The organism is Streptomyces sp. NPDC042201, from assembly GCF_055582185.1.
On record NZ_JBVJDS010000014.1, the window covers coordinates 21,122 to 34,709 of the forward strand.

General features: G+C 73.0%; 12 protein-coding genes. 11 read left to right on the forward strand and 1 reads right to left on the reverse strand.

What is annotated here, in order from left to right; all coding sequences use genetic code 11:
- Positions 1–297: 297 nt before the first annotated feature.
- Positions 298–1,911, reverse strand: coding sequence for an oxidoreductase (locus ACZ6MZ_RS28750; protein WP_389786761.1), 1,614 nt, complete (start codon positions 1,909–1,911; stop codon positions 298–300).
- Positions 1,912–2,081: 170 nt separating this feature from the next.
- Here ACZ6MZ_RS28750 and hisD point away from each other — a divergent pair, with 170 nt between their 5' ends.
- The 11 genes from hisD (at position 2,082) to ACZ6MZ_RS28805 (ending at position 13,494) form a co-directional block, all read left to right on the forward strand.
- A complete protein-coding gene (gene hisD, locus ACZ6MZ_RS28755) occupies positions 2,082–3,413 on the forward strand; it encodes a histidinol dehydrogenase (RefSeq protein ID WP_469355240.1) in 1,332 nt (443 codons plus the stop codon).
- Positions 3,410–4,531 (forward strand): histidinol-phosphate transaminase, encoded by a 1,122-nt coding sequence (locus ACZ6MZ_RS28760; RefSeq protein ID WP_384188106.1) that lies wholly within the window; start codon positions 3,410–3,412, stop codon positions 4,529–4,531. Before hisD ends, ACZ6MZ_RS28760 begins: the two co-directional genes overlap by 4 nt.
- Positions 4,528–5,121 (forward strand): imidazoleglycerol-phosphate dehydratase HisB, encoded by a 594-nt coding sequence (hisB, locus tag ACZ6MZ_RS28765; protein WP_384188103.1) that lies wholly within the window; start codon positions 4,528–4,530, stop codon positions 5,119–5,121. The genes ACZ6MZ_RS28760 and hisB overlap by 4 nt, the downstream gene beginning before the upstream one ends.
- A complete protein-coding gene (locus tag ACZ6MZ_RS28770; RefSeq protein WP_389786767.1) occupies positions 5,118–5,285 on the forward strand; it encodes a hypothetical protein in 168 nt (55 codons plus the stop codon). The genes hisB and ACZ6MZ_RS28770 overlap by 4 nt, the downstream gene beginning before the upstream one ends.
- A complete protein-coding gene (hisH, locus tag ACZ6MZ_RS28775; RefSeq protein ID WP_384188098.1) occupies positions 5,282–5,917 on the forward strand; it encodes an imidazole glycerol phosphate synthase subunit HisH in 636 nt (211 codons plus the stop codon). Before ACZ6MZ_RS28770 ends, hisH begins: the two co-directional genes overlap by 4 nt.
- An 8-nt stretch (positions 5,918–5,925) precedes the next feature.
- Positions 5,926–6,666: a bifunctional 1-(5-phosphoribosyl)-5-((5-phosphoribosylamino)methylideneamino)imidazole-4-carboxamide isomerase/phosphoribosylanthranilate isomerase PriA gene (gene priA / locus ACZ6MZ_RS28780; protein WP_469355242.1), complete on the forward strand. Its 741-nt coding sequence runs from the start codon at positions 5,926–5,928 to the stop codon at positions 6,664–6,666.
- Positions 6,663–7,058, forward strand: a complete 396-nt coding sequence (locus ACZ6MZ_RS28785) for a RidA family protein (RefSeq protein ID WP_384188092.1) — start codon at positions 6,663–6,665, stop codon at positions 7,056–7,058. Before priA ends, ACZ6MZ_RS28785 begins: the two co-directional genes overlap by 4 nt.
- The gene (gene hisF, locus ACZ6MZ_RS28790; RefSeq protein ID WP_384188089.1) at positions 7,055–7,810 is read left to right on the forward strand and encodes an imidazole glycerol phosphate synthase subunit HisF; all 756 of its coding nucleotides are present in this window, start codon (positions 7,055–7,057) and stop codon (positions 7,808–7,810) included. Before ACZ6MZ_RS28785 ends, hisF begins: the two co-directional genes overlap by 4 nt.
- A gap of 205 nt (positions 7,811–8,015) precedes the next feature.
- Complete coding sequence (bdeA, locus tag ACZ6MZ_RS28795; RefSeq protein ID WP_469355245.1) at positions 8,016–8,969, forward strand: bis(hydroxyethyl) terephthalate hydrolase; 954 nt, start codon at positions 8,016–8,018, stop codon at positions 8,967–8,969.
- Between the two features lie 183 nt (positions 8,970–9,152).
- Entirely contained in the window at positions 9,153–11,933 is a 2,781-nt protein-coding gene (locus ACZ6MZ_RS28800) for a helix-turn-helix transcriptional regulator (RefSeq protein WP_469355247.1), read from the forward strand.
- 289 nt (positions 11,934–12,222) lie between these two features.
- Positions 12,223–13,494, forward strand: coding sequence for a PucR family transcriptional regulator (locus ACZ6MZ_RS28805; protein WP_469355249.1), 1,272 nt, complete (start codon positions 12,223–12,225; stop codon positions 13,492–13,494).
- Positions 13,495–13,588 lie beyond the last annotated feature (94 nt).

The following is a 13,588-nucleotide window of genomic DNA, read 5'->3' on the forward strand; positions in this document are numbered from 1 at the left end:
CGGAGGTGAACCGAGCCCTAAAAAAGCGGTGCGTGAGCCGAAGGGGCGCGCCGCTGTCGAAAGGGAGAGCGCGCACAGGCCCCGAGGTACGAGGGGTCGAGCACGGTCGACCGTCGACAGTGGCTTAAAGCGCCCCGGAGGTGAACCGAGCCCTAAAAAAGCGGTGCGTGAGCCGAAGGGGCGCGCCGCTGTCGAAAGGGAGAGCGCGCACAGGCCCCGAGGTACGAGGGACCGAGCACGGTCGACCGTCGACAGGGGCTTAAAGCGCCCCGGAGGCGAACCGAGCCCCAAAAAAGCTCAGCTGCGGCGCAGGAGGCGGGTGGCGCCGGCGGCTACCGTCGTGGCGAGGATCCAGCCGAGCAGGATCAGCGCGGCCGCCGCCCACTGCCAGCCGCCCTCCAGCAGCCAGTAGCCGTCCTGGCCGAGATCGATCACCGGCACCAGCAGATCCAGCGCGTAGAGCGACGCGTTCCACGGTGGATGCTGTTCGGCGTGGAGCGCCTGTGGGGGGTGGCGGGTGAAGGCGATCGTGCCGGCGCCCCACAGCACGGCCATCCACAGCGCCGCCCGCCCCGGCCGGTAGCCGTACGCCACCGTCCAGTCCTGCAGATAGCCCCAGAGCTTCGCGGCAAGCGGCAGCGTCTCGCGGCGCCGCCGCTGCTTGGCGAGCAGCACCTCACGGGCGTCCGCGTCCTCGCCGCTGTTGCGCAGCACGTGTGCCAGCCGCTCGTACGGCTCAGGGGCGTACTCCGGGGTCGCCGCGGCCACCCACTCCAGCCGCCGGGCGAGCGGGAAATGGCCGAACGGGACGAGGTTCTCGTAGACCAGACCGCCCATGGCCAGCCCGCCGGGCCCCGGCCAGCTGGTCGACATGTCGACCAGCGTGACGATCCTCGCGCCGCTCAGCACGACCCGGCCCTCCTCCGCGCGCTCGCACTTGAACCGCAGCTCCGGTGTGACGATCCGGCGCAGCGACAGCTCCTCCGTGGCCGTCAGGAAGAAACGTGCCTGCTCCAGATCGACGGCGTCCCCGAACCGGCCGTCGTCCAGCCGCACCCCGCCGTGGCACTCGAAGCGCCGCAGCCGGGCGCCGCGGGCCGGCGCGACGGCGTACCCGGTGCCGTGCGGGGGAGTGGCGCCGAAGGGGCCGCTCTCGCCGCTCCGCTCCGGCCCCACCCACGCGCCCGTCATATGGAGGGTCCGCTCGACCGTCAGCCGCGGCGCGTTCAGCGCCATCAGCTCCCGCGCCGCGCGCAGCCGGCTGCCGCGCAGGCTCAGCGACACCCCGACCTGCGCGCCGCGCAGGCTGACCTCGCCGTAGGTCTCGATCTCGTCGGCCTGGAGATCCTGGCCGACGCATAATCCGTCGGCGGTGATCGCCCGGCCCAGCCGGTCGGGACGGACCTCGATCTGGCTGATCAGCAGGTCGGTGCCGATATGCGCGTCGGTCAGCCGGATACCGCCCTCGACCCGGCAGCGCGGCAGATGGAGATCGCCCTCGGTACGCAGCCGGGCGGCCTCCAGCCGGGGTATCGCGCAGCCCACCATGCGCAGCGTGGTGAAGTGCGACTCCGGCAGCACCACCTCGTTCTCGAAGCGGCAGTGCTTCAGCTCGACATACGGCGCGATCGTGCCGCCCGCGAGGTTGAGCGTCCCGGTGATCTGGACCCCGCGGAGCTTCAGCGCCGCGACCCGGCCCGCCAGCGCGGCCGGCCCGCTGAGCAGCAGCAGGGCGATGACCCGGGCGCGCACGCTGCGCTCCGTGCCCCAGGACCGCCCGGAGAAGGGATTGTCCAGCAGTGGATCCGACGTGCTCAGATCGTAGGTACCGCCGTTGCGGAACGCCTGCCACATGCCGAGTTCCGCGGCGCTGAGCCAGTCGGGAGATTCGTCGTGCTGCGGCTCGGTCACGGCCGCCTCCGCTTCCCGTTTACGCACAGATGGTTACAGATGGTCCGTAAAGCTGTTGTTCCCTCTGAGTGACGACCTGAAAGCTGGGGGTGAGGAGTGACCTCCGGGACGTGTATCAGCCAGTGATACGTGCGTCCGGGGGCCTGATCCGGTCTGCGAGAATTAACCCCGTGATCTCACGAATCGACCTGCGCGGCGACACCCTCCCCGAGGGTGGAGCCCTGCGTGACCTGCTGCCCCGAGCCGAGTTTGATGTGGCGGCCGCCCTGGAGAAGGTGCGGCCCATCTGCGAGGACGTGCGTCATCGGGGCACGGCGGCGCTGATCGAGTACGCGGAGCGGTTCGACGGCGTGAAGCTGGAGCGGGTACGGGTGCCCGCGGCCGCTCTCGCCGACGCCCTGGAGGGGCTCGATCCGGCCGTACGGGCCGCCCTGGAGGAGTCGATCCGGCGGGCCAGGCTGGTCCACCGCGCGCAGCGCCGCACCCCGCACACCACCCAGGTCGTGCCCGGCGGCACCGTCACCGAGAAGTGGGTGCCGGTCGAGCGCGTCGGTCTCTACGCGCCGGGCGGCCGGTCCGTCTACCCGTCGTCCGTGATCATGAATGTGGTGCCCGCGCAGGAGGCGGGCGTCGAGTCCCTCGCGCTGGCCTCCCCGCCGCAGGCGGAGTTCGGCGGACTGCCCCACCCCACGATCCTCGCCGCGTGCGCGCTGCTGGGGATCGACGAGGTGTACGCGGTGGGCGGCGCCCAGGCCGTCGCGATGTTCGCGTACGGCACCTCGGGGCCCGACGGCTGCGCCCCCGCCAATATGGTCACAGGACCCGGCAATATCTGGGTCGCCGCCGCCAAGCGCTACTTCACCGGCCGGATCGGCATCGACACCGAGGCGGGCCCCACCGAGATCGCGGTCCTCGCGGACTCGACCGCCGACCCGGTGCATGTCGCTGCCGACCTGATCAGCCAGGCCGAGCACGACCCGCTCGCCGCGGCCGTCCTCGTGACCGACTCGGTGGAGCTGGCCGACGCGGTCGAGAAGGAGCTGGAGCCGCAGGTCGCCGCGACCAAGCACATCGCGGACCGGGTCGTCCCCGCCCTGTCGGGCAAGCAGTCCGCGATCGTGCTGGTCGACTCCGTCGAGGACGGCCTGCGAGTGGTCGACGCGTACGGCGCCGAGCACCTGGAGATCCAGACCGCCGACGCCGCCGCGGTGGCCGGGCGGGTCCGTAACGCGGGCGCCGTCTTCGTCGGCCCGTACGCGCCCGTCTCCCTCGGCGACTACTGCGCGGGCTCCAACCACGTGCTGCCGACCGGTGGTTGCGCCTGCCACTCCTCCGGCCTCTCCGTCCAGTCCTTCCTGCGTGGCATCCACATCGTGGACTACAGCAGGGACGCCCTCGCCGAGGTCGCCCACCATGTGGTGACGCTGGCGGAGGCGGAGGACCTGCCCGCGCACGGCGCGGCGCTCAAGGCGCGGTTCGGATGGCAGGTGCCGGGCGCATGAGCTCCCCCGACCCCTTCACCCTCGACGACCTGCCCGTACGGGACGAGCTGCGCGGCAAGTCCCCGTACGGCGCCCCGCAGCTGGACGTCCCCGTACAGCTGAACACCAACGAGAACCCCTACCCGCTGCCCGAGCCGCTCGTCGAGCGGATCACCGAGCGGGTCCGGGCGGCCGCCCGCGGGCTCAACCGCTACCCCGACCGGGACGCGGTCGAGCTCCGTACCGAGCTGGCCGCGTACCTCACCCGTACCGGAAAGCACCCGCTGACCGCGGCGAACGTCTGGGCCGCCAACGGCTCCAACGAGGTCATCCAGCAGCTGCTGCAGACCTTCGGCGGCCCCGGCCGTACCGCGATCGGCTTCGAGCCCTCGTACTCGATGCACGGCCTCATCGCGCGCGGCACCGGCACCGGCTGGCTCTCGGGCCCGCGCAATGAGGACTTCACCATCGATGTCGGGGCCGCCGTGGCCGTGATCGCTGAGCACCGGCCGGACGTCGTCTTCATCACCTCGCCCAACAATCCGACGGGCACGGCGGTCGACGCGGACACCGTCCTCGCGCTGTACGAAGCCGCCCAGGCCGCCAAGCCGTCCCTGGTCGTGGTGGACGAGGCGTATGTCGAATTCAGCCACCGGGCCTCCCTGCTGCCGCTCATCGGCGGCCGGCCGCACCTGGTCGTCTCCCGCACGATGTCCAAGGCCTTCGGCGCCGCCGGACTGCGCCTGGGCTATCTCGCCGCGCACCCGGCCGTGGTCGACGCCGTCCAGCTGGTGCGCCTGCCGTACCACCTCTCCGCCGTCACCCAGGCCACCGCGCTCGCGGCACTGGAACACACCGATACGCTGCTGGGGTACGTCGAACAGCTCAAGGCCGAGCGGGACCGCCTGGTCGGCGAGTTGCGGACGATCGGTTACGAGGTCACCGACTCGGACGCGAACTTCGTGCAGTTCGGCCGCTTCGAGGACTCGCACGCCGTCTGGCAGCGGATCCTCGACCGGGGTGTCCTCGTCCGTGACAACGGCGTACCGGGCTGGCTGCGGGTCACCGCGGGCACCCCGTCCGAGAATGACGCGTTCCTCGACGCGGTACGTGACTTGAAGAAGGAGCAGAGCGCATGAGCCGCATCGGCCGCGTGGAGCGCAGTACCAAGGAGACCTCCGTCGTCGTCGAGATCGATCTCGACGGCAGCGGCACGGTGGATGTGTCGACCGGGGTCGGCTTCTTCGACCACATGCTCGACCAGCTCGGCCGGCACGGCCTGTTCGACCTCACGGTGAAGACCGAGGGCGATCTGCACATCGACACCCACCACACCATCGAGGACACCGCCCTCGCGCTCGGCGCCGCCTTCAAGCAGGCCCTCGGCGACAAGGTCGGCGTCTACCGCTTCGGCAACTGCACGGTCCCGCTGGACGAGTCGCTCGCCCAGGTCACCGTCGATCTCTCCGGCCGCCCGTACCTGGTGCACAGCGAGCCCGAGAACATGGCGCCGATGATCGGCGACTACGACACGACCATGACCCGGCACATCCTGGAGTCCTTCGTGGCCCAGGCCCGGATCGCGCTGCATGTCCACGTCCCGTACGGACGCAACGCCCACCACATCGTGGAGTGCCAGTTCAAGGCGCTGGCCCGCGCGCTGCGCTACGCCTCCGAGCGCGACCCGCGCGCTGTGGGAATTCTTCCGTCGACCAAGGGTGCCCTGTGACCGGTCTGTCCACCGTTCTGATCGTCGTGGGGCTCTTCCTGGCGGGCGGTGTCTACTCCTTCTCCAAGCAGAAGCTGCCCAAGGGCGTGATCGTGCTGCTGGCCCTCTGCAGCGTGCTGTGCCTCGTCGCCGGTGTCCTGCGTATCCAAGGGATCTGGGAATGAGCAAGAGCGTCGTCGTCTTCGACTACGGATTCGGCAATGTCCGCTCCGCGGAACGCGCCCTCGCCCGGGCCGGCGCCGAGGTCGAGATCACCCGCGACTTCGACCGGGCCATGAACGCCGACGGGCTGCTCGTCCCCGGCGTCGGAGCCTTCTCCGCCTGCATGAAGGGGCTCACCGCCGCCCGCGGCGAGTGGATCGTCGGCCGCAGGCTCGCCGGCGGCCGCCCGGTCATGGGGATCTGCGTCGGCATGCAGATCCTCTTCGAGCGTGGCATCGAGCACGGCGTGGAGACCGAGGGCCTCGACGAGTGGCCGGGCACGGTCGCGCCGCTCAACGCCCCGATCGTCCCGCACATGGGGTGGAACACGGTCGAGGCGCCGCAGGACAGCGAGCTGTTCGCCGGACTCGACTCCGATGCCCGGTTCTACTTCGTGCACTCGTACGCCGTGCACCAGTGGACTCTGGAAGTCACCAACCCCAAGATCCGTGCCCCCAGGGTCGCGTGGTCCACCCACGGCGAGCCGTTCGTCGCGGCCGTGGAGAACGGGGCACTGTGGGCCACCCAGTTCCACCCCGAGAAGTCCGGCGACGCCGGCGCCCAGCTGCTGACCAACTGGATCGGAACCCTGTGATGTCCTCTGTGCCGAAGTCTCCCGCGCCGAAGCTCGAACTCCTTCCCGCCGTCGATGTCCGCGACGGCCAGGCCGTCCGGCTCGTCCACGGCGAGTCCGGTACGGAGACGTCGTACGGCTCCCCGCTGGAGGCCGCTCTCGCCTGGCAGCGCTCGGGCGCCGAGTGGCTGCATCTGGTCGACCTCGACGCGGCCTTCGGCACCGGTGACAACCGCAAGCTGATCGCCGAGGTCGCCGAGGCCATGGACATCAAGGTCGAACTGTCCGGCGGTATCCGCGACGACGTCTCGCTCGCCGCCGCCCTCGCCACCGGCTGCACCCGGGTCAACCTCGGTACGGCCGCGCTGGAGACCCCGGAATGGGTCGCCAAGGTCATCGCCGAGCACGGCGACAAGATCGCGGTCGGCCTCGACGTACGGGGCACGACCCTGCGCGGCCGTGGCTGGACCCGCGACGGCGGCGACCTCTACGAGACCCTGGCCCGGCTGGACTCCGAGGGCTGCGCCCGCTACGTCGTCACCGACATCGCCAAGGACGGCACCCTCCAGGGCCCCAACCTGGAGCTGCTCAAGAACGTCTGCGCCGTGACCGACAGGCCGGTCGTCGCCTCCGGCGGTGTCTCCTCGCTGGACGATCTGCGCGTGCTCGCCACGCTGGTGCCCGTGGGAGTCGAGGGCGCCATCGTCGGCAAGGCGCTGTACGCGAAGGCGTTCACCCTGGAAGAGGCGCTGGCGGCGGTGGACCGGTGAGCGACGTACGGAAACTCGCGTCCGGCGGCCCGTGGGAGGAGTCCTTCGGCTACTCCCGCGCGGTGGAACTCCCCAACGGCCTCGTCCTGGTGTCCGGCTGCACCTCGGTGGTCGACGGGAGGATCGCGGAGGGCGGCCCGTACGAGCAGACGAGGACCGCCTTCGCCGTCGCCCTCAAGGCGCTGGCCGAACTGGGCCTCGGCGCCGAACATGTGGTCCGCACCCGTATGTACATCACCCATGTCCGGGACTCCGACGACGTTGGACGCGCCCACAAGGAGCTGTTCGACGCCGTACGCCCGGCCGCGTCGATGATCGTCGTCGCCGGCCTCATCGACCCGAGCCTGGTCGTCGAGGTCGAGGTCGAAGCCTTCCGAGGAGCCTCCGCATGACCTTGGCGGTCCGAGTCATCCCCTGCCTGGACGTGGACAACGGCCGGGTCGTCAAGGGCGTGAACTTCCAGAATCTGCGGGACGCGGGCGACCCGGTCGAGATGGCCAAGCTGTACGACGCGGAGGGCGCCGACGAGCTGACGTTCCTCGACATCACCGCGTCGTCCGGCGACCGCGAGACGACGTACGACGTGGTGCGCCGCACCGCCGAGCAGGTGTTCATCCCGCTCACGGTCGGCGGGGGCGTCCGTACGCCCGAGGACGTGGACAAGCTGCTGCGGGCCGGCGCGGACAAGGTCGGCGTCAACACCGCGGCCATCGCCCGGCCCGATCTGATCCGGGAGATCGCCGAGCGCTTCGGGCGTCAGGTGCTGGTGCTGTCCGTGGACGCCCGGCGGACGGCGACCGGGTCCTTCGAGGTCACGACGCACGGTGGCCGCAAGGGCACGGGCATCGACGCCGTCGAGTGGGCCCAGCGGGCGGCGGAGCTGGGCGCGGGGGAGATCCTGCTCAACTCGATGGACGCGGACGGCACGAAGGACGGCTACGACACGGAGCTGATCGCGGCGGTGCGCAAGCACGTCAGCGTGCCCGTCATCGCGTCCGGCGGCGCGGGCCGGCTCGCGCACTTCCCGCCGGCCATCGCGGCCGGCGCCGACGCCGTACTGGCCGCGTCCGTGTTCCACTTCGGTGAGCTGCGGATCTCGCAGGTCAAGGGCGCTCTGCGGGAGGCGGGCCACCCGGTGCGCTGACGCCGCGGGGGCCGACGGCCGTGCGTGCAGAGCGCGGGGAAGACCCGTGAAGACCGGCGACGTCCGGTGAAGACCGGTGAACTTACCGATGCTTGCCGGCCGGGTGCACCGGGACAGTGGCGACCGCCAGTGAAAACGGCGGTTCCGCTCCGGTGCACCCGATGGCCTCCGGCGTGGCCCCGCCACGACCGAGAGGACCCCCCTCGTGCAGCAGCACTCTCAGCCGCGAGCCCACCCCCGTACCCCCGCCACCCCCGGCCGTCCCCCCACCCGCCGGAGCTTATGGGCCGGAGCGGTCGCGGCCGCGGCACTGGTCGCCGCGCTGATCCCCGGCGCGTCCGGTGCGGCCGGAGCGTACGGCGCGCAGGCCGCGGCCAATCCGTACGAGCGCGGCCCGGCGCCCACCGTGTCGAGCATCGAGGCGTCACGCGGCTCGTACGCCGTCTCCCAGACCTCGGTCTCCGGGCTGGGCGTCACGGGCTTCGGCGGCGGCACGGTCTACTACCCGACGTCCACCGCGGACGGCACCTTCGGGGCCGTGGCCATCTCGCCCGGTTTCACCGCCACCCAGTCCTCCATCGCCTGGCTCGGACCGCGGCTGGCCTCCCAGGGCTTCGTCGTCTTCACCATCGACACCCTCACCACCCTCGACCAGCCCGACAGCCGGGGCCGGCAACTCCTCGCGGCGCTCGACTATCTGACGCAGCGTTCGACGGTCAGCAGCCGGATCGACAGCGCGCGGCTCGGGGTCATGGGCCACTCGATGGGCGGCGGCGGCACCCTGGAGGCCGCCAAGAGCCGTACGTCTCTGAAGGCGGCCATCCCGCTGACCGGCTGGAACCTGGACACCAGCTGGCCCGAGGTGCGTACCCCCACGCTGGTGGTCGGGGCCGACGGCGATACGGTCGCGCCCGTCTCCTCGCACTCCGAGCCGTTCTACGAGTCGCTGCCCGGCTCGCTCGACAAGGCGTATCTGGAGCTGAACGGCGCCACCCACTTCACCCCGAACAGCTCGAACACCACCATCGCCAAGTACAGCCTGTCCTGGCTGAAGCGGTTCATCGACAGTGACACCCGCTACGAGCAGTTCCTCTGCCCGCTGCCCAGGCCGAGCCTGACCATCGAGGAGTACCGCGGGAACTGCCCGCACCCCTCCTGATCCGGCTCACCGGCCGGGCAACCGGGGTGCCGGTGGCGGTCCTTCCGCCCCCGGCACCCCGGCTGTGCCGGGGCACAGTACGGAACCGGCCCGGATGGGGAGGCGCCCAACACCGGCCACCCCACGCGCCGTCGGCGGGCGCAAGCCTTCCGAGGTTGTTTACGCAGAAGTAACGTGACGGTCGTGACCCCAACGACGACCGTGCGCAGTCCCCTCCGGCTGTACGGCCGCAGCGGTGAACTCGCCATCCTGGAAACCCTGTTGACCCGGCTGAGCGGCGGGCGCGGCAGCACGCTCGTGCTGACGGCGCCGCCCGGCCTCGGCCGCAGCGCCCTCGCGCTGCACACCGCCGACGGCCACCGAGGACCGGTCCTTCGCGCGGCGGCGGCCCCCGCGGAACGGCTGCTGCCGTACAGCGGACTGCACGCGCTGCTCTGTTCCGCGCAGGTCCCGTTGCCGGTGCCACCCGCCGACGTGCTGCGCTCGGGCCTCGCGCCCATCGCCCTGCTCGACCTGCTGACCGCCCTCGGCGCCCGCCGCCCGCTGCTGGTCTGTGTCGACGACGCCCACGCCTGGGATCCCGACTCGCGCGCCGCGCTGGCCTTCGCGGTCCGCAGGCTCGCGCCCGGCTCCCGGGTCGCCGTCCTGCTCACCGCCGCCGACCGCCAGGACGGCGCGGAGGCCTTCACCGGACTGCCCGCGCTCCGGCTGGGCCCCCTCGACGACGCCGCGGCGGCGGAGCTCCTCGACCGGGTGACGGAAGGGCGGATCGATCCCGCCGTACGGGAGGAGCTGCGGCGCGAGGGCGCGGGCAACCCCCGGCTGCTCACGGCGCTCGCCGGCCACCTCGGCCGGGACCAGGTGACCGGACGTCACCCGCTGCCCCGGCCGCTGCCCGGCGCAGAGGGCGTACTCGCCGCCTACGCAGCCCACTTGGACGCGCTGCCCGACGACACCCGCACACTGCTTCTCTTCGCCGCCGCCGCCGAGGAACACGAGCCCGAGGGGGCGGGCGCGGACACGGTCCTGCTGCTGCGCGCCGGGCAGTTGGCCGGGATCGACGCCGGCCGGCTCGCCCCCGCCGAGCTGGCGGGAGCGGTCCACAGCGGCGGCGGCCGGGTCCGCTTCACGCATCCGCTGCTGCGCAGGGCGGTGCTGCGCCGGGCCCCGCTCGCCCGCCGCCGCGCCGTGCACCACCTGCTGGCCACCGCGCTCGACGGACCGCACAGGACCCTGCCCCGGCTGGTCCAACGGGCCTGCGCGGCGGGCGGATACGACCCCGCGCTTGCCGATGCCCTGGCACGGGCCGCCGTCCCGCCACGCCCGCACGCCGACCGGGCGGCGGCCCTCGCGCGGGCCGCCGCGCTCTCCACGGACGAGGCCCTGCGCGGCGCCCGGTTCGCCGCGGCGGCGGAGCACGCCTGGCTCGCCGGGGAGCCGGGGCGGGCGCGGATCCTGCTGGCCCGGGTACGCGCCGTGCCGGCGCCCGGCCGCGCGCACTACGTACGGGGACTGCTCGCCCTGCGCGACGGACCGGCGGCCGACGCCCGGGAGGCCCTGCTGACGGCGGCCGCGCTGCTCGCTCCGCGTGACGTGGGACGTACGGTGAGCGCGCTGCTCGGCGCGGCCGAGGCGGCCTGGGCCATGGGCGACGCGGCGGCCTATCTCGACGCGATGAGCCGGCTGCCGGTGCGCGGGAGCGATCCGTCGCTGGAGCGGTACCGCGCGGGGATGTGCGCCGTCTTCGGCGGCAGGACGGCGGAGGGGCACGCGCTGCTGCGCGGCTGCCTCGACGCGGTGGCGCAGGACCGTCCCGGCTCCACCGAGGGCTCCGGCGATCCGGCCCGGGGGCTGCGGGCCGGGGTCGCCGCGCTGGTGCTCGGCGAGGTGGACGACGCCTGCCGGGCGGGGGCCAGGGCGCTGGCCGCCGTACGCGCCCATGGCCCGGACCCGCTGCTGCCGCAGGCGCTGGAGCATCTCGCGTACGGCGAACTGCGCGCCGGCCGCTACGCGCTGGCCCGCGCCCATGCCCGCGAAGGGCTGTGCGCCGCCGGCCGGCTGGGCCAGCGCAACGTGGCCGCCCATCTGCACGCCGTGCTCGCTCTCGCCGCGTCCGTCGAGGGCGACGCGCGGACCTGCGGGGAACACGCCGACGCGGCCATGGCCGGCGCGGGGCCGCACGGGCTCGCCCAGGCGGCCACGCTCGCCCGCTGGGCGGTGGCGCGCGCTGCACTGGCCGACGGCAGATCCGCCGAGGCGGCCGCGCGGCTCTCCCCGCTGGTCCAGCCCGGACCGCGGCGCGGCCACTTCGCCGCCCGGATGCCGGCCGTCCCGTGCTTCGTGGAGGCGGCCGTGCTGGCGGGCCGGGGAGCCGAGGCGTACGCACTGGTCGAGGAGTTCGCGGGGTGGACCGCACAGACCGCCGACCCCCAGGCACCGGCCCAACTGGCCCGCTGCCGGGCGCTGCTGGCCCCGCCCGCCGAGGCCGCCGCACGCTACGAGGAGGCGCTCGCCCATCACGACCGCGCCGACGGCGACTTCGAACGGGCCCGTACGCAACTGCTGTACGGCCACTGGCTGCGGCGCCGGCGCAGGACCCGGGAGGCGCGCGGCCCGCTGCGGGACGCCCTGGTGGCCTTCGAGCGGTGCGGCGCCCGGCTCTGGTCGGGACGGGTACGGGGTGAACTGCGCGCCGCGGGCGAGGCGGTGGCGGAGGAGAGCGGGGCCGCCCCGCCGGGACCGCTGGTCCTGCTCACCCCCCAGCAGCAGCGGATCGCCCGGTGCGTGGCGGAGGGCGCGACCAACCGGGAGGTGGCCGTACGGCTCTCTGTGAGCACCCGGACCGTTGACCATCATCTGCGGAATGTCTTCGCGACGCTGGGCGTCCGGTCCCGCACCGAACTCGCGCGGCTGCTGGACCGTGGGGGCATAGGGCGGGACGAGAAGAATGCGGCAGACCTCTAGTGCCCCTCCCGGAAATGTTTGCCCCGTCGCGACGCCCAGCACGCACGCTCGCCGCGTTGGCCGAAGACCCGAGTAGCTCCGCTACAAGGGTCTCCGGCCGCCTTGCGATCGCACGCACCGGCCGCCGCTCCTTGACGGGCAAAAATTCCCGGTCACGGCACTAGGTACCGACCGGGCGGTATGTCATTCTGCGGGCGTCAGGAAGATCCGTCGCGGGCCGGCCCGCCCCGTCCCCACGTGTGCCGCGCCGTGCCGCGCCGGAGTGAGCCGACTCCCGGTGGAGGCCGCTATGCCGCACGTCATACGCACGCGGGTCAGAGCACCGCACGCGCCGTCGACCGCCCTGCCGGCCGCGTGGGCCACCCCTTCGCCGCGCGGCCGCCCCCGCTCCCCGGTCGACGCGGAGGCCGTCGCCGTACTGCACCGCGCCGCCCGGGCGCTGCTCGATGACCTGGCCGGGCTGACCGACCGGCTGGTCGCGGCGCTGCGCGAGCAGGAACCGGCCTACCGCGCGGCGATCGAGACCGACGCGGCCGAGGTGTGGCAGGAGGTGCACCGCTCCCTGCGGCACAACATCGGTTCCCTGATCCAGCCCAGGGAGTCCCGGGACGCCGCCTGCCGCACCTCCTGGCGCATCGGCGCCTCCCGGGCCGAACAGGGCCTGCCGCTCGACGCGTTGCTGCACGCGTTCCGGCTGGGCGGCGCCATGGTGTGGCAGGGGCTCGTCGACGAGACGGCCCGCAGCCATCCCGACGAGATCCGGCTGCTCATCCATGTCGCGGCGCAGGTCTGGAACTTCGTGGACGAACACTGCGGCCTGGTCGCCGACGCCTACCGGCAGACGGAGCGGCGGCTCGCCTGGCGCCGCGAGAACCGGCTGCGGCTGATGACCGCGGCGCTCCTCGACGGCACGGCGCGCATCGCCGACCTCCCGGACGCCGCGGCGATGCTCGATCTCCCCGAACACGGGCGGTACGTGGTGCTGGCGGTGACGGGCTCCCGCACCGGCCCGCCCGTCACGCTGCCGCCCGGCACCCGGGCGCTCTGGCACACCTCGCCCGAAGCGGAACACGCGATCGTGCTGCTGGGGCCGCAGGCGCCGGTCGAGGAGGCGGCCGCCCCGGAGGTGCCGCCGGGCGTCCGCGTGGGGGTCAGTTCCGCCGTCCAGGGGCTCGCCGCCCTCGGTGACGCGCGCCGGCTCGCCGGGACCGCGCTCGGGACCTGTCCGCGCGGGGGCGGGGTCGTACGGCTGGAGGACCATCTCCCGGCCGCGCTCGTCGTCTCCTCACCGGGGCTGGGCGCCGCCCTGGCCGAGCGGGTGCTCGGACCGCTGGACCGGCTGGACCCCGGCGACCGCGACGTACTGCTGGCGACGCTGACGGCCTGGTTCGATTCCGACGGTTCCGCGCGGCGCGCGGGGGCCCGGCTCTACTGCCACCGCAACACGGTCCTCAACCGGCTGCGCCGCTTCGAACAGCTCACCGGCCGCTGTCTGTCCCGGCCGTCCGACGCCGTGGAGATCTCCCTCGCCCTCGCCGCGCGGCGGCTGCTCGCCACCTGACCCCGCGCGGCCCGCCGGTCCGTCCCGAGATCCCGCAAGTTTTATTGCGCAATTTATATTGCGCAACTTTCCTTTCCTGTTTACGGTCGGAACC